At 33.9% G+C, this 15,889-nt stretch carries 20 protein-coding genes; 7 read left to right on the top strand and 13 right to left on the bottom strand.

All coding sequences use genetic code 11. The features are described from left to right. Nucleotides 1-45 precede the first annotated feature (45 nt). Nucleotides 46-930, top strand: coding sequence for a bifunctional 5,10-methylenetetrahydrofolate dehydrogenase/5,10-methenyltetrahydrofolate cyclohydrolase (locus BLQ19_RS04765; RefSeq protein ID WP_024479390.1), 885 nt, complete (start codon nt 46-48; stop codon nt 928-930). Nucleotides 931-1,005: 75 nt separating this feature from the next. Continuing rightward, the gene (locus BLQ19_RS04760) at nt 1,006-2,061 is read left to right on the top strand and encodes a PAS domain-containing sensor histidine kinase (protein WP_074537579.1); all 1,056 of its coding nucleotides are present in this window, start codon (nt 1,006-1,008) and stop codon (nt 2,059-2,061) included. Nucleotides 2,062-2,072: 11 nt separating this feature from the next. On the opposite strand, the gene BLQ19_RS04755 is transcribed toward BLQ19_RS04760, so the two are convergent. From BLQ19_RS04755 to BLQ19_RS04735, 5 genes are read right to left on the bottom strand one after another with little or no spacing between them, the layout of a single operon-like run. Next, entirely contained in the window at nt 2,073-2,498 is a 426-nt protein-coding gene (locus BLQ19_RS04755; RefSeq protein WP_029445366.1) for a VOC family protein, read from the bottom strand. A 28-nt stretch (nt 2,499-2,526) separates the two neighbouring features. After that, nucleotides 2,527-3,366, bottom strand: coding sequence for an alpha/beta fold hydrolase (locus tag BLQ19_RS04750; protein WP_074537578.1), 840 nt, complete (start codon nt 3,364-3,366; stop codon nt 2,527-2,529). Then, the gene (locus tag BLQ19_RS04745; protein ID WP_029445368.1) at nt 3,366-3,731 is read right to left on the bottom strand and encodes a cupin domain-containing protein; all 366 of its coding nucleotides are present in this window, start codon (nt 3,729-3,731) and stop codon (nt 3,366-3,368) included. The genes BLQ19_RS04750 and BLQ19_RS04745 overlap by 1 nt, the downstream gene beginning before the upstream one ends. 28 nt (nt 3,732-3,759) lie before the next feature. Continuing rightward, nucleotides 3,760-4,383: a hypothetical protein gene (locus BLQ19_RS04740; protein WP_074537577.1), complete on the bottom strand. Its 624-nt coding sequence runs from the start codon at nt 4,381-4,383 to the stop codon at nt 3,760-3,762. A 28-nt stretch (nt 4,384-4,411) separates the two neighbouring features. Continuing rightward, nucleotides 4,412-5,923, bottom strand: coding sequence for a helicase HerA-like domain-containing protein (locus BLQ19_RS04735; RefSeq protein ID WP_074537576.1), 1,512 nt, complete (start codon nt 5,921-5,923; stop codon nt 4,412-4,414). A gap of 128 nt (nt 5,924-6,051) precedes the next feature. Here BLQ19_RS04735 and BLQ19_RS04730 point away from each other — a divergent pair, with 128 nt between their 5' ends. After that, a complete protein-coding gene (locus tag BLQ19_RS04730; RefSeq protein ID WP_024479397.1) occupies nt 6,052-6,684 on the top strand; it encodes a 7-carboxy-7-deazaguanine synthase QueE in 633 nt (210 codons plus the stop codon). 48 nt (nt 6,685-6,732) lie between these two features. Here BLQ19_RS04730 and BLQ19_RS04725 read toward each other — a convergent pair whose 3' ends face one another. Both BLQ19_RS04725 and BLQ19_RS04720 read right to left on the bottom strand, forming a co-directional pair. Further along, nucleotides 6,733-7,563 (bottom strand): hypothetical protein, encoded by an 831-nt coding sequence (locus tag BLQ19_RS04725; RefSeq protein WP_074537575.1) that lies wholly within the window; start codon nt 7,561-7,563, stop codon nt 6,733-6,735. 57 nt (nt 7,564-7,620) lie between these two features. After that, a complete protein-coding gene (locus BLQ19_RS04720) occupies nt 7,621-8,334 on the bottom strand; it encodes a class I SAM-dependent methyltransferase (RefSeq protein ID WP_074537574.1) in 714 nt (237 codons plus the stop codon). A 64-nt stretch (nt 8,335-8,398) separates the two neighbouring features. Here BLQ19_RS04720 and BLQ19_RS04715 point away from each other — a divergent pair, with 64 nt between their 5' ends. From BLQ19_RS04715 to BLQ19_RS04705, 3 genes are read left to right on the top strand one after another with little or no spacing between them, the layout of a single operon-like run. Continuing rightward, on the top strand, nt 8,399-8,914 hold the full coding sequence (locus tag BLQ19_RS04715; RefSeq protein ID WP_074537573.1) for a DUF2059 domain-containing protein: 516 nt from the start codon (nt 8,399-8,401) through the stop codon (nt 8,912-8,914). Continuing rightward, complete coding sequence (locus tag BLQ19_RS04710; protein WP_074537572.1) at nt 8,914-9,405, top strand: YkgJ family cysteine cluster protein; 492 nt, start codon at nt 8,914-8,916, stop codon at nt 9,403-9,405. The genes BLQ19_RS04715 and BLQ19_RS04710 overlap by 1 nt, the downstream gene beginning before the upstream one ends. 46 nt (nt 9,406-9,451) lie before the next feature. Next, nucleotides 9,452-10,282 carry a sterol desaturase family protein gene (locus BLQ19_RS04705; protein ID WP_074537571.1) on the top strand — a complete coding sequence of 277 codons (831 nt, stop codon included), beginning with the start codon at nt 9,452-9,454 and terminating at the stop codon, nt 10,280-10,282. A 1-nt stretch (nt 10,283) separates the two neighbouring features. On the opposite strand, the gene BLQ19_RS04700 is transcribed toward BLQ19_RS04705, so the two are convergent. The 6 genes from BLQ19_RS04700 to BLQ19_RS04675 all read right to left on the bottom strand — a co-directional run bounded on the left by BLQ19_RS04700 (nt 10,284) and on the right by BLQ19_RS04675 (nt 14,638). Beyond that, entirely contained in the window at nt 10,284-10,796 is a 513-nt protein-coding gene (locus tag BLQ19_RS04700; protein WP_074537570.1) for a GNAT family N-acetyltransferase, read from the bottom strand. A gap of 10 nt (nt 10,797-10,806) precedes the next feature. Then, complete coding sequence (locus tag BLQ19_RS04695) at nt 10,807-11,361, bottom strand: helix-turn-helix domain-containing protein (protein WP_024479404.1); 555 nt, start codon at nt 11,359-11,361, stop codon at nt 10,807-10,809. 110 nt (nt 11,362-11,471) lie between these two features. Next, the gene (locus BLQ19_RS21875; protein WP_496559467.1) at nt 11,472-12,107 is read right to left on the bottom strand and encodes a DUF8737 domain-containing protein; all 636 of its coding nucleotides are present in this window, start codon (nt 12,105-12,107) and stop codon (nt 11,472-11,474) included. An 8-nt stretch (nt 12,108-12,115) separates the two neighbouring features. Continuing rightward, nucleotides 12,116-12,658 (bottom strand): SRPBCC family protein, encoded by a 543-nt coding sequence (locus BLQ19_RS04685; RefSeq protein WP_254788240.1) that lies wholly within the window; start codon nt 12,656-12,658, stop codon nt 12,116-12,118. Nucleotides 12,659-12,727: 69 nt separating this feature from the next. Further along, nucleotides 12,728-13,318, bottom strand: a complete 591-nt coding sequence (locus BLQ19_RS04680) for a Crp/Fnr family transcriptional regulator (protein ID WP_074537568.1) — start codon at nt 13,316-13,318, stop codon at nt 12,728-12,730. A 75-nt stretch (nt 13,319-13,393) separates the two neighbouring features. Continuing rightward, on the bottom strand, nt 13,394-14,638 hold the full coding sequence (locus BLQ19_RS04675) for an exo-beta-N-acetylmuramidase NamZ family protein (RefSeq protein ID WP_074537567.1): 1,245 nt from the start codon (nt 14,636-14,638) through the stop codon (nt 13,394-13,396). Nucleotides 14,639-14,641: 3 nt separating this feature from the next. Between BLQ19_RS04675 and BLQ19_RS04670 the strand changes: the two genes are divergently transcribed. Beyond that, the gene (locus BLQ19_RS04670) at nt 14,642-15,883 is read left to right on the top strand and encodes an ABC transporter permease (RefSeq protein ID WP_074537566.1); all 1,242 of its coding nucleotides are present in this window, start codon (nt 14,642-14,644) and stop codon (nt 15,881-15,883) included. Nucleotides 15,884-15,889: the final 6 nt, after the last annotated feature.

The following is a 15,889-nucleotide window of genomic DNA, read 5'->3' as shown; positions in this document are numbered from 1 at the left end:
GAGACAAGCTAAAATAACGACTTAATAAACGAAGCAACCCATACCATGGAAATATTAGACGGGAAAAAAGTATCTAACGAAATTAAACAAGAGATTGCTGTTCAAGTAGCAAAAATGCGTGAAAAAGGGGAGAAAGTTCCTCACTTGGCAGCGATATTAGTGGGTAGTGATGGGGCTAGTTTAACATACGTAGGTAGTAAGGTGAGATCTTGTGAGAAAGTTGGTTTTGAATCTACTTTGGTGAAAATGCCAAGTACTACATCAGAATTAGAACTTTTAAATAAGATTGAAGAATTAAATAAAAATGAGGATATAGATGGTTTTATCGTACAATTACCATTACCTCCACAAATAGATACTCAAAAAGTATTACTAGCGGTTGATCCAGATAAAGATGTAGATGGTTTTCACCCTATGAATTTTGGAAAGATGGCGCTAGATATGAGTACTTTTATTCCTGCAACGCCTTTTGGAATCTTAGAACTTTTAGAACGATATAATGTAGATACTAAAGGAAAGCATACCGTAGTTATTGGTAGAAGTCATATAGTAGGGAGACCTATGAGTATCTTAATGGGAAGAAAAGGCTGGCCAGGAAATTCTACGGTAACCTTAACTCATAGCCATACTAAAAATATTACTCAAATTATTTCTCAAGCAGATATCGTAATTTCTGCACTAGGAGTGCCTAAATTCTTAAAAGCAGAAATGATTAAAGATGATGCGGTAATTATAGATGTAGGTATCACAAGAGTTGCAGATGATTCTTATGAAAAAGGATACTATATTACAGGCGATGTAGATTTTGAGAATGTTAGTAAAAAAGCTAGTTTTATAACACCTGTGCCAGGTGGAGTAGGACCTATGACTATTGCAATGCTTCTTAAAAACACACTATTGGCACGTGATCGTCATAGAAACAGAAAATAATATAGAACGTATTTCGTTGACTATTGAGACTTAATTATTTAAGTCTCAATTTTTTTTTCTAATAGATCAGAATTCATGCCGTATAGTCTGGAACCTTTCTTTGAAAATTCTCATGATCTGCTTTGTATAGCGGGTTATGATGGATATTTCAAAAAAGTAAATCCGGCATTCATACATCTTTTAGAATATTCACAGGAAGAATTGTTTTCAAGAGAAATAAGTGACTTTATTCATGAAGATGATCGTTTAAGAACGGCATCCAATAGAGAAAATCTAAAAAAGAGCCTTCCTTTATTGAATTTTGAAAATAGGTATGTGAGTAAGTCCGGCGCTATTATTTGGTTAGACTGGACCTCTATACCGCTGCCAGGGGAGAACTTAATTTACGCCATTGCGAAAAACATTACGTACAAGAAAAAATTAGAATCTGAGCGTGCAGTGTATTTACTTTCTTTGGATAAGAAGAATAAAAACCTCAAGAATTTAAATTTTAAAACCTCTCATGATTTAAGATCTCCGGTGAACAACTTACTTACGTTGTGTAATATTTTGGATTTAAATAAGATTACAGATCCTGAAACACTGCAGGTATTTAACTTGATTAGAAATGCTACAGAAGGGCTTAGGGATTCTTTAAATAGCTATGTAGACTCCTTAACGCAGACAGAAGAACTTGAGTCTTCTAAAGAGGAAATTTCACTCTCAGAAGTCTTGCAGGTGGTGCAATCTTCGATTAGTGCTCTAATATATGATTCCCAGGTAAAGATAAAGAGCGATTTTCTTGCTTTTGATATGTTGTTGTTTAATAGAACATTTATGGAGAGTATCTTTTTAAACTTGATTACAAATTCTATCAAGTATGCCAGGCCAGATGTTTCACCAAGAATAAATATTGCTACCGCCGTAGTAGGCGGGAAAAAAGTGTTGGTGTATACAGATAATGGCCTCGGATTTGATATGAGTACAGTTGAAGGCAAGATTTTTAATCTTAACCAACGCTTTCATTCCACAAAAGATAGCAAAGGAGTAGGGTTGTATCTAATTTCCAATTATGTTTCTGAAATGGGAGGCAAGATTGAAGTGTCAAGTGCGGTAAATCAAGGCGCAATTTTCACCATTACTTTTCAATAAAGCAAAATTCCTTATTTTGCAAATAGCTGACTCATATCCTTAAATGATTTAAACTCCAAAGCATTACCAGCAGGATCTAAAAAGAACATAGTAGCTTGCTCGCCCACCAAACCTTCAAATCGAATATAAGGCTCAATAACGAATTTAATCCCTTTTGTTTTAAGGGTTTCAGCAAATTGTTGGAATACATCCCAAGGCAATACTACTCCGTAATGTGGTACGGGAACGTCATGGCCGTCTACAGGATTGTGATGTAGGTTTTCTTTGTTAGATTTTGGTTTGTAATGAATTACTAATTGATGCCCGAATAAATTAAAGTCTACCCAATGATCACTGCTACGACCTTCTTCGCAATTTAATACATCGCGATAAAACGTTCTACATTCTGCTAGGTTATGTACAGGGATGGCAATATGAAAAGGAGTGACGGTTGACATGTTTTTTAGTTTAAAAATTTATCTTTTATTATGACTTTAAAAATGCAATAATTTCTTTATTTACCACTTCTTGATGCAAAGAGTGTCCTAAACCTTCTGTTGTAATAAGCTGACTCTCCTCCCAATTTTTATGTACGCTTTCAGAAGAGTGGTAAGGTGCTATTTTATCAAACTTATCGTGTATTAGAAGTCCCTTTTTAGAAATGTCCTTGGCCATTCGTGATACGGAAAAATCATTGATTGTAAATTTAAACTCCCGTATAAATAACTCGTTAATACCAGTTAAAACTTTGGCGTTAAATTTCAAAATCTTTTGGTAATTAGCCATTATTTCTGATAATTCTGAAGGTGCACCTAAAGAGATGACCTTTTCAATAGAATTTATTGGATTTTTATATTGGTTATAAAGGCTGGTCATACCACCAACAGAATGCCCTATGATATATTTAGGAAGGTATGTCTCAATAATTTTTTCTGCACATTTGTTATACAGCGGAACATTAAATATGTGACCAGAAGAATTCCCATGACCAGGAGCATCAAATGCAATAATGGTATAGTCTTCTTTTTTCAAATCATCAATTAAATTGCGCCATCTAAAAACATTACTTTCCCAACCGTGCAGAAGAAGTACGGTTCCTTTAGTGCCTGTCCATTTGTAGGTTTGTAACTGAATCTTATCTACTGTAAGAATGTTATTTTTAGCCTTGTCAAGAAACTCTTTCTGGTGCGGTTTTACTTTGCCACTCCTAGGGGTGCAAAAAAGATCAAATGCTTTCTGCGCCGCTTTTTCTTTAGAGACCAACGCTAAAGAGTTAAAATAGCTTCCGTAAAACAAAGGAATGTATTTATTGAGTATTTTTTTCATCAGGCATCTTCTCTATGAACTTTTGTAAAATCAAAAGCAGGTAAGCATACGGCCAAATATTCACATTCCTCATCAAAAGGATTAGCGTATTGTACGCGCGTATTCTTTTCTATTTTTATAGATTGCCCAGCTTCTAATATGATAGTTTCATCAGCAATCGTAAATTGTTTTTTCCCTTTAATAATATATGTGTACTCATCAAACTCTGGAGTTTGAAAAGGTTCACTCCAACCTGGTGGTGCAATCATATGAGCAATACTAACTTGGTCATCATGAGTGCTAGCCTTGCCAAAATGTTCTTCTATGGTTTTACCATCGGTTGTAGGAACTATAAAAGGCGATTTTTGAATGGTATATTTCTTCATTGGGTTAAGAGTAAACAATAGTTAAAATTTATTCCCAAGCAAGCATCATATATTTGATCTTTGCAGCATCTGGAATCTGTACTTCTTCGATATTTACACTAGAATCATATCTAAGGCTAGAAGGTAATTCTTGTTTATCTATGGTAAAATATAGCCCAGTATCTTTCAATAAAATTACCACATTATTCATCGAGGTAATTATTTTTTTAATGGTGTATTTGTCTTTAATATCTTTAAAGGTGCTAGTCATAGAAACACCTTTATCGGTAACATAGCGTGGGTCATAAATTCTAATATTTTCTATTTTTGGCACACTATCTCTAGTAGGAGTAAGGCTTAATAATTGTTTGCCTCCTTTTTCGTAGATATCAATCTTATTATAGATAAAATTAGATTTTATTATGCGTGTAGTATCCGTATTAGTGTCATTCAAAACTTCATTTTTAAATCCTACTTGTAAATTTAAATTAGGAATACCATTTTCAGCAACTATAGAGTCTTCAGCATAAATGGTTTCTAGGTCAATTACCTTAGTATCTTTTGTAAGTTGGCCAATAACACCAGTACTGATATTAAATTTTTTATCAGCAGATTCACAGTTTAAGAATAGTAAAGAAGTTGCGGCAAGGGCAACAGATAATATTTTTTTCATTCGGTAGTTTAGTTTTTAAATGATTTTTTTAACGCATTACTTTTTTTAACACACCTAAAACTCCACGAATAAAGGTAGCGCTGGTTAACACTTTTATAATAGGGTTTTGTCGTGTACTCGTTCTGCTTCTAGAAGAAGATTTTGTGGTCTTTGGTTTTTCTTTCTCCTTTTCTGCTTGCGCTTCTGCTTTTTCTATTTTTTCATTTAGAAGTTCATAGGCACTTTCTCTGTCTATAATATCTTCATATTTTTTAACCAGCTTAGATTTTTTAATCAGCGTACTTAATTCACTTTCCGTCAAAACATCCATTCTACTCATGGGGGCTCTAAGCATCGTGGCTGCTAATGGCGTAGGTCTTCCTTTTTCATCTAGTGCAGAAATTAACGCTTCGCCAATACCTAAAGACGTTAATACCTCTTTGGTATCGTAATACTCAGAATCAGGGTAATTCTCGGCAGTAAGTTTAATTGATTTTCTATCTCTAGCAGTAAAGGCACGTAATGCATGTTGTACTTTCAAACCTAATTGCGCCAAAACATCATTAGGAACATCGGTAGGGTTTTGAGTAACAAAATAGACACCAATTCCTTTTGAACGAATAAGTTTTACAATGTTCTCTATTTGATCAATAAGCGCTTTTGAAGCTTCATCAAAAATTAAATGTGCTTCGTCTATAAACAACACTAATTCTGGCTTATCACTATCTCCTTGTTCAGGAAAAGTACTATAGATCTCCGCAAGCAAACTCAGCATAAATGTAGAGAATAACTTAGGACGGTCTTGAATATCAGTTAAACGTAATATATTGATGTAGCCGTTTCCGTTTTCATCAAGGCGTGTTAAATCATTGACATCAAAAGATTTTTCTCCAAAGAATAGTTCGGCTCCTTGTTGCTCTAATTCAATTACTTTTCTAAGAATAGTACCTGTAGAACTAGTGCTAATGCGTCCGTAATTTTCTTTGAATTCTTCTTTTCCGCCATCGGTAGCGTATTGTAGTACTTTTTTAAAGTCTTTTAGATCTAAAAGAGGTAATTTATTATCATCACAGTATTTAAAAATTACCGCAACTATACCTTCTTGCGTTTCAGATAAATCTAAAATTCTGGAAAGTAAAATAGGTCCAAATTCAGAAACTGTCGCTCTTAGCTTTACGCCATCTTGCTCCGAGAGTGATAAAATTTCTACAGGGAAACCCTTAGCTTCAAACGGAATGCCAATTTTAGCATGGCGTTCATCAATCTTGGCGTGTCCTGGACTTGGTTGCGCAATACCACTTAAATCACCTTTTAAATCCATCAGCATTACAGGAATCCCTTTTTCAGAAAGATTTTCGGCAAGAACCTGTAGGGTTTTGGTTTTTCCTGTACCTGTTGCTCCCGCAATTAAACCATGTCTGTTTAATGTTTTTAAAGGTATTTTAACAAAGGCATTTGTTACGGTTTCGCCATCTAAAATAGCAGATCCCATAGTGATGAAATCACCTTTTGTTTTATAGCCTTCTTCGATGTAGGAGAGGAATTCGTCTTTGGTACTCATTGAAGTTAATTTTGTATAAAAATAAGGGTTTTTTAGGCAACTTTAAAAATGTAATCTCGCTTAGATTTTTGTAAGGACAAATTTAATTGTTATGCGATAGACTCATAAGTAAAATGTATCTTTGCAGCATGGTAGAAAATGATGTTTTGACATTGGTCAATAAAGGAGAAATGTTGCCGTTAATGGAAGAGTTTTATACGATCCAAGGAGAGGGTTTCCATAAAGGTACTGCGGCTTATTTTATTCGAGTAGGTGGTTGTGACGTGGGATGCCACTGGTGTGATGTAAAAGAAAGCTGGAATGCAGATACACATCCTCCAACAGCAACAGACACCATTATTTCTAATGCAGCAAAATATTCTGACACTATTGTAATTACAGGTGGAGAACCACTAACCTGGGATATGGGGCCTTTAACAAAAGGGTTAAAAGCTAGAAATCTTCAAACGCATATTGAAACTTCTGGGGCGTATCCGCTTTCTGGTGAGTGGGATTGGATTTGCCTATCACCTAAGAAAAATAAATTACCGGAAGGAAGAATCTATGATGAAGCCCATGAATTAAAAATGATCATTTTTAATAAGCACGACTTTATTTTTGCAGAAGAACAAGCCGCAAAAACCAATAAGGATTGTATTTTATATTTACAACCAGAATGGAGTGTTCGTGACAAAATGGTGCCACTTATCGTAGATTATGTAATGAAAAATCCAAAATGGAAAGTATCCTTACAAACCCATAAGTATTTAAATATACCTTAAATTTCTAATTGCTTGGGTTGCCTATAACAGCCAATAGAAGGCGTTAAATTATCTTCCGCCGTTAGCTTTTAGATCACGTAGGCATTCAACATCCAATTCAGGTACTTGTCCGTTTTTAGCAGTTATGGCTTCTTTCATAGCGGCTCCAAACTCTAATTCTGCACGCATTAAACAGCCATCTTGGTTACAATGTTGACTCGGTGTTTCTACACCATCTTCATTCGTAAAAGTTCCTTCATGATCGTTCACCATTTCGGTACCAATATTTACAAGTCCAAGTAAGTGTCCTAATTCATGATGTAAGGTAGCTGTTTCTACAGTAGCCACATCTACACGGAATGATTTGTTGGCTAAATCTATAATCGTAGATTCATAAATTACCAATGAGGTATTTCTAAAGGCAGCACCTAAAGTTACCAAATCTTCTTCAGGCTCGTCTTCATCAGAAGGAGCATCAGAAAAATAAATAAAAAGTGCTAAAGTATCGTCTGTATTGTAGGCAGTTCTTTCTTCTTGGATAATTTCATCTACCTCATTTATCGATAGATTTTCTTTTCCTGAAGAACTTAATTCTAAGTATTGAATTTTAACGGTTTCTTTGAACGTAGTTTCCTTGATAAATTCGATAAAATCATCAATAGCTGTTTCATCTGGTTTAAATCCAGTTACATACCCTATTTCTATTAAAAGCTTATCAAAATTTGTGTTGGATAAAAAATCATTAGCAGAGTCTCCCGTGCCTTGTAAATTAGGAACTTTATTTATAGTTACATTTGGGTCTGTAGATCCAGAACTTTCGGCGTCTGTACTCGTGCTTTTAGAGCAATTAACAAATACCAGTAAGGCTAATAAAAGAACAACGGGGAAACTTTTTTTCATAACGTCATGTATCAAATTAGATCATAGATCAACTAAAATAACGTATTTACGAAAAAACTATTGTTGTTTTAAGGTAAGTTTGGCTAAATAATCAAAATGTTCGCCTTCTTTTACAAGCTCACATTCTAAATTATTAGCTACTGCAGCTCTTTGTAGCGTGTTGTAGTCTAAGTATAACCAATTGAAAGATTCACTTTTTTTAGATTGATATTCCATTTCGAAAGAGACTTCTCCGTAGTATTCAACATCGGGAATCCAATATCCGCCATCCTCATCGGGATCAAACATATATAAGATATCACTTGAATCTAGAAGTATTTGCCCGCCAGGGTTTAAGAATGATTTTAATTGGATTAGAAATTTATTTATTTGATTTAGTTTCCCTGCCAAACCAATACCATTCATTAAAAGAAGTAGGGTATCAAATTTTTGATCTTTAAAGTCATAAAGATCCATACACACTGTTTTTGTAATTCCTCTAGCGTTACATACTTCAATAGCACCTTTAGAACTGTCTAGAGCAGTAACATTTTTGCCGGTTTCTTGCAAATACAAACTATGACTTCCTGCTCCACAACCGATATCTAAAATAGTACCTTTTGCTAGTTGTAATGCTTTTTTTTCTAAGGGAGGCATTTCTGCATACGAACGAAATAAATAGGGAATGGGGATTATATCTTCTTCCTCTAAAGAGGAGTAGGTTTTTATATCGGTAGTATAGTTTCCGTTTTGAAAATCTAAAACTGCTGCGCCTAAAATATCAGTTTGCATTTAATTTGTAATTTGCGGCAAAATTCAGCATTTTAACCCATTAACAAAAATAAAACACGACCAGATGAAACTATTAAAAAATATTTCGGCATTATTCTTACTAATTACATTATCTAGTTGCGGACAAGAAACTACTTTTCAAGAAGATGTAATGACCTATTTAAAGAGTAATGGAACAGCAAAGCAGTACAACTATGCGTATGATGAGTTGTTAAAAATGTTAGGCAATCAATTCCCGAAGACAACAGAAAATACCACAGGTTGGGATTATTTAGAAGCCAACAAGGAAAAACATGTTAGTGAAATATTGAGCCTGTTAGAGCCTGTGTATGTAAAGAACTTTACACACGAAGAAATAAAAAAAATGAATGCCTTCTACCAGTCAGAAGCAGGTAAGCAATTAGTTGCAGATGGAGAGAAATTGACAGAAGACCAGAAAAAAGAAGTGAATGACTTTTATGGTTCTGAAACTGGTAAAACAATTGTAGAGAAGCAACCCATTCTTGCAACTGAAATTGCTAAGGTTTCAGAGGGGTGGAGTAGAGACCTGTATGAAACGGCTTTAAGCATGTTAAAATAATGAAAGAATTTATAGCGCAACTCCCTAAGCTTGCAAAGGACAAGCAGAATGAGAATAAGAAATTCTTTGCTAAACTAAAGAAGAAAACACCAAAAAATTTGGATTATCTCATGCAAGAATTGCATGAAAACGAATTTGAGCGCACAGATTGTTTGGAGTGTGCTAACTGCTGCAAAACTACGGGGCCGTTATTTACAAACGCAGATGTTGAGCGTATATCAAAGCATTTTAGACAAAAACCACAACAATTTATAGATCAATATTTGCGCATAGATGATGAGAATGATTATGTGTTGCAACAGGTGCCGTGTACTTTTTTAGGAACGGATAATTATTGTTCTATCTATGATGTACGCCCAAAAGCTTGCAGAGAATTCCCGCATACGGATCGTAAAAAGTTTCAGCAAATAAGTAATTTGACGATCAAAAATGTAGCCATTTGCCCAGCGGCATATAATATAGTAGAAGAAATGAAGAAACGTATTGACTAAGTGTATGTTAGCGTTCTTTTCGGTTTAATTTTATTTATTTAAACAGATGGAAGCACTTATACATTACTTTGAAACGATACCTTCTTTGCACCGATCCTTCCTTTTAGTAGGTGGGATCTCTTTTTTTTGGCTGTTGGAAGGAGCTATCCCCTTGGTATTTTTTAAGTATAGAAAATGGAAGCATGCCTTACCAAATCTGTTCTTTACAGGAACAACGGTACTCATAAATTTTGCCTTAGCCTTTCTGTTATTAAAAACTAGTGATTGGACGGTAAAAGCTAATTTTGGAATTATTAATTGGTTGCCTTTACCTTACTGGGCGTTTGTGCTTTTAGGTTTGTTATTATTAGATTTTTTTGGTGCGTACTTAGCGCATTATACAGAGCATAAAATAAAATGGTTGTGGAGGATACATTTAGTGCATCATACAGATCATTATGTAGATGCCACTACAGCAAACAGACATCACCCTTTTGAAAGTATTATACGCTTTGCATTTACATTATTTGGTGTTGTGTTAGTAGGAGCGCCAATTGGTATTGTAATGTTATATCAGTCTGTTTCATTGATAGCTACGCAATTTACCCATGCAAATATTAAATTACCTAAAAAAGCGGATAAGGTCTTAAGTTGGGTTTTGGTATCGCCAGACATGCATAAGGTACACCATCATTATATGTTGCCATATACAGATGCTAATTACGGAAATATATTTTCTATTTGGGATCGCATATTTGGCACTTTTATGACCTGTGATCGGGAGGCTATTGTGTACGGTGTAGATACATTTCCTGATGAAGAGGAAAACGGAACTATAAAATCACACTTAAAGCAACCTTTTCATAGCTATAGAAAGCCAACTACTCTAGAAAGGTAATTTAATATTTTAAGAATAGTATATGGTTAGGATTTGTACGGGTTTCCGAAATTTGATAATCATGAGATCCCACAATTTTAAATCCACTTTTTTTATAGAAGCGAATGGCTTTTTCATTTTCTGTCCATACATAAAGCCATAGACCTAATTGGTTTTCTTTTTTTGATAATTCAACGTTATGATTGAATAGTGCAGTTCCTAAATTTTGACCATGAAATTCTTGTAACAGATAGATTCGGTCCAATTTAGTGATGTGTTTTTCAGGAATATTTGGGTGCGTTTGGTTAAACGCAATCTTAGAGTACCCAGCCACAAGGTCATTACTATAGATTAAATAATAAATGTTGTCAGGATTATTTAGCTCATCAAAAAAAGCAGTTTCCGTATAATACTTAGCTGTAAAGGCAGCTATATCTTTTTCAGGGGCACTTTTACCATGGGTTTGTAAAAATGCTTCTTTTCCAATTTCCGATAGCAATTTGCTATGTTCAATAGTAGCTTTAATAATTTTCATTACTTGGCTCTTATTTTTTATTTATTAATTGACTGCCAAAATACAACATAGATAGATTAATTAGGATACATAAAAATAATCCTGATAAAAAACCAGTTACAAATCCAGCAATACTGAGTGTCGCGATAAAGTATAATAGATATCCAAAACCAAATTTTAATAAGCGCTCATTGGAACTCATATTCGGGGTGAAATTGATAATGAATAAAGGGATGAGTATACTGAGTAGTACCATGGCAAACCGGCTGTTAAAGTTAGCCTGTGAATCTATAGTCATGAAACCTAATAATGCGACTAATAGTAGATTCGCAACTGTAAAAAAGAAAAAATTGATAAATTTAGTAGCTATGTTTGGGGATTGATTTTGGTTTGTAGCTAACATTTCTTCTAGATTTAACTCTAGTGTGTTGCATATTAAAGACAGTGTTTTTCCACGAGGATTATTCTCATTGTTTTCAATACGCTGAAGTGTTCTTAAACTAATTTTAGATTGTTCAGCAAGCTCTTCTTGAGATAAACCTTTTATTTTTCTTGTTTCAATAATTTTATTTGCAATTGAATTCATATCGAGGTATAATTTTTATTAAAATTAACCAATTAATTACACTGTATTTCTGTCATTCCAACGACATTTTTATGACTTTTAGATTTGACGGTAATTAATATTGTCAAATACTAAGACGTATTCTTAAGCTTTCTAAGTGTTAAGAAATGTGATGTATAAATAAGAGGGACAATAAAGGCAGGCAAGAATACAAATGGAAATTTCGTGAGCGCTATATTCGGTTGTTTAAAAGCAAATAGTTGAAAAGGTAATGGTGCAGATAAAATGGCAATTAGCACGATGATAGATAGAAAAATAATACCAATAACATTCCAAAAATAAAGAATTTTATTGTTATGGAATGGCTTCCTACAATACATTAATAAGATGATTAAGGCAGATATCCCCATAAAAATATCAAAATTATACCCAAGAAAAGTCATGAGTTTGGGGATTTGATTTTGAAAATATAGTTGCAGTAAGCAAATTTCTATGGGTAGCCTTAAGCTGTGCAAGAATAGAATCATTGTAGTATTGGTTTTCTTTGCCTTAAGTGTTTTCAATACGTATATGCTAAAAAAAATACTTCCAATCAGAACAATGAAAAATCGCGGCGGAGTTTTCGCTGTGTTTTCAAAATAACCATAAAAGGATAATATACCGATACTACTAAGCCAAAAGATACTGATGATTAAAGCCTTTTTGATTTTACCTGTACCTAAATAAAACAGTAGTAAAGATAAAAGGGTAATTGTAATAAAGACCATTTCAATCATTATACGTTTTCAAGAGATTTTTTGAGCAATTGTAAACCTTGTTCGTTGGTTTTTTCCATTTTAGATTTCACGCCAAAAAGCCACATAAAAAAAGCATCCATTAATCCAGATTCGAGCTGAAAATTTTGCGTTACCAATATACCTTCTTTGGTTGTTTTAAATGAATAATCAAAAATAGGTTTGGCTGCAAATGGTTTCTGTATATCGCATATCATTTTAATAGATTTATTTTCTGTGATGCTTACAATTTCTTGTAATCCAAGGTCTTTACCTTTGTTGCCTTCCCAATGGTATTTTGCGCCGATAGTTCCATCAATGCCAGTGATCTTATATTTCTGATTTGGATCTTGTGCCAGAAAAGGAGACCATTTGGGGAAATTATCCAGGTATAGAACCATATCAAATACCTCTTCTATAGAATTATTAATAGTTATAGATTTTGTAATTTGGATGTATTTTAGTTGCCTTGCGTTATACAATCCAAAGACAACAAACACAACTAGGGTGGCGGCAAATAGTGAGACAATCATCATTTTATTCATATTGAGGTTAATTATTAATCAAAGATGCGCCTCAAAAAAAGAATAAATCTTGCCATAGGACAAGAAAAGTTATTCGCTCGAAATTTCTTTGCGAATTCTACTAAGTGAAGTATCCGTAATGCCTAGATAAGTCGCAATATGTTTTAAAGAAACATTTTGGATGATAAGAGGGTTCTCTTTTAATAAATTCTCGTAACGCTCTTTTGCCTGATCTGCAATCATGGAGATATTATGACTTTTTAAATTAAAATAGCTTTTCACTAGCGTAGTACGCCCTTGTTCTCTGAAACTTTCTATGCTATGAAAAAGTTTCTGAAACGTATCAAAATCTAATTGCCAGCAAACACAGTCCGTAAGTGCTTGAATATTTTCTCGAGTAGGGTTTCTCAAAAAAAAGGAAGGCCAATCAATAACAATATCATCAACAGAATAGAAATTGGTAGTAATATCATTCCCTTTAATATCTAACACAAAGGAACGAATAAAACCACTTTCTACAAACCAATACTCATTGGCTGCTTTACCTTGTTCTAGGAGAAATGAATTTTTTTTAAATGCTTTTTGTTTAAATTTTGGGAGTATAGCCTCTAATTCTTCTTTGTTAAAGTCATTTGAATTGAAGATGTTATTTAGAAAATGGGGTTTTGGTTTCTGATGCATAACTAAATGCTAAAAGGTTGGTGTATTTAAAATTATAATAAAACCTTATGACAGTACCTAAATCAAATTTAGGCTTCAATTATACATCAAATATTTCCCTCTAATTTTCTTGAAGTTCACTATATCGGTTTGCCAAGTTTCTCTTATTTCAGCAGCGTTCATTCCGACTTCAATTTGTTTTTGCAGCTTCTTCTTTCCGGCATGTTTTGTAAACCCGCTGGTTAAAAAGAATACGCTTTTATCTTTTGTGTGGGTATAAGCATCAACTATCCATTGAAGATCTACGCTCTTTAAGTCAGAGGTGTTTATTTTTGTTAAGTCTGTTCCATAACAAACTTCACCTTTGTGTTTTGGGTATTTAGCACCAAAATTAGCAATGGGAGTGTAGGAGAAGCTATAATGAGACTGGTCTAGAAAAGGAGCTCCGTAACGTTGAAACTGAAATTCGGTACCACGCCCGGCATTGACATCGGTACCTTCAAATAGCCCTAAGCTTGGATATAATTTTATGGACAGGTCATTGGGTAAATTAGGAGAAGGTCTAATCGGTAAGCTATAAAAGTATTCATGATTATAATGATCCATTGGTACTACGGTTAAGTTGGCCTTCACTCCATCGGCTAACCAACCTTCTTCATTTATCATTTGAGCATACTCGCCAATAGTCATCCCGTATACCAAAGGTATTTGGGTCATTCCTAGGAAACTAGTGTGTTCAGCTTCCATCGTTGGTCCGTCTACATAATGTGCATTCGGGTTTGGTCTATCTAAGACAAGTACAGGAATATTTTGTTCAGCACAAGCTTCCATAACAAGTTGTAGTGTGGCAATATACGTGTAGAATCTAACGCCAACATCTTGAATATCAAATAATACTAAATCAATATTCTTCAATTGTTCTTTGGAAGGTTTTCTATTTTTTCCATAGAGCGATACAAGGGGCAGTCCCGTTTTTTTATCTAACCCATCTTTTACGTGTTCCCCAGCATCTACAACACCTCTAAATCCATGTTCAGGAGCAAAAACCTTAGCAATAGAAACATTTAAGGTGGCTAAGGAGTCTACGATATGTGTGTAGCCCGTCGTGTTAAAAATTACACTAGTCTGGTTGGCAACGATTGCAATGTTTTTGCCTTTTAAGAGAGGTAAATATGCAGCTGTTTTATTAGCAGCGATAACTAAGGGAGTATCTATGGCTTTTATCGCTTTTATATTTAGGCTTTCTTCAGTATTAATTGTCGTCTTCTTTGTCTTTCCACAAGAAGAAATCACTAAAACCAATAATAAAAATGTATTTTTGAGACAAGGAAAAAGCATCATAAATTGAATTTAGAATATTTTATTGCAAAACGACTTTCGTCTGGTAAAGGGCATAAAAATAGTATTTCGGCTCCGATAATAAAAATAGCAATAGCAGCAATTACAATAAGTATTGTAATGATGTTAATTGCCATAGCTACTGGTGGCGGACTCAAAAAAAAGATTAGAGAAAAAATAGCCGCTTTTAATGGGCATATTCAGATTAGCACTTTTGACAATAACAGGTCAGATGTTTCTGTGTCTCCTATTTACTTAGAGCAAGATTTCTATCCGGAATTTAAAAATGTTTTAGGTATACAGCATGTGCAGGCAGTTGCTAGTAAAGGCGGAATTGTACGTACAAAAGAGACTGTAGAAGGTATTTTGGCCAAAGGTGTAGGTCAAGATTATAATTGGAGCGTTTTTGAAGAATTTATAGTAGCAGGTAGGGTTCCTAATTTTTTGGAGGATCGTAGTGATGAGGTCCTAATTTCTAGATTATTGTCTAATAAGTTAAAGTTAAAATTAGGAGACACGTTTATGTCTATCTTTTTACGAGATAATGACCCTTCTAAAATGCCTAATCAGCAAAAATCTACCATTGTTGGTATTTATGATAGTGGTTTTGAAGAGTTTGATGCTACCTATGTATTTATGGATATTCGCCATATTCAGCGTATGAATAAATGGGAAGATAATCAAATTGGAAATTTTGAAATCTTTATAGACGATTTTGATGCTATCGATGAAAAAAGTTTAGAAATAAGTGGAAAAACCTTTTCGCTACTGCAAACAACTACAATAAAAGATAAATTTAGCTTCATATTTCAATGGTTAGACCTTTTTGACTTTAATACGGCATTGATCATCGGAATTATGATTTTGGTAGGGGGTATTAATATGATTACGGCTTTGTTGGTGCTAATCTTAGAGCGTACCACAATGATCGGTATTTTAAAAGCATTAGGTGCCAATGATTGGAGCGTTCGAAAAATATTTTTATACAATGCTGCTTATCTCATTAGTATTGGATTGTTCTTAGGAAATTTTATTGGCTTAGGAATAATTTGGGCACAGGACAAGTATAGAATGTTTAAGTTTCCAAACCCTAAAGAATATTATATAGAGTACATTCCGGTACATATAAGTGTTACGGCTATTGTGGCATTAAATATAGGAGTGATGATTTTATGCTTATTAATGCTAATTATACCTTCCTATATCATTACAAAAATTACCCCAGTGAAGGCTATTAAGTTTGATTAATTAATT

The sequence above is a fragment of the Cellulophaga baltica genome (assembly GCF_900102165.1).
Lineage (GTDB): Bacteria > Bacteroidota > Bacteroidia > Flavobacteriales > Flavobacteriaceae > Cellulophaga > Cellulophaga baltica.
This window is presented reverse-complemented; position numbering and strand designations above follow the sequence as displayed.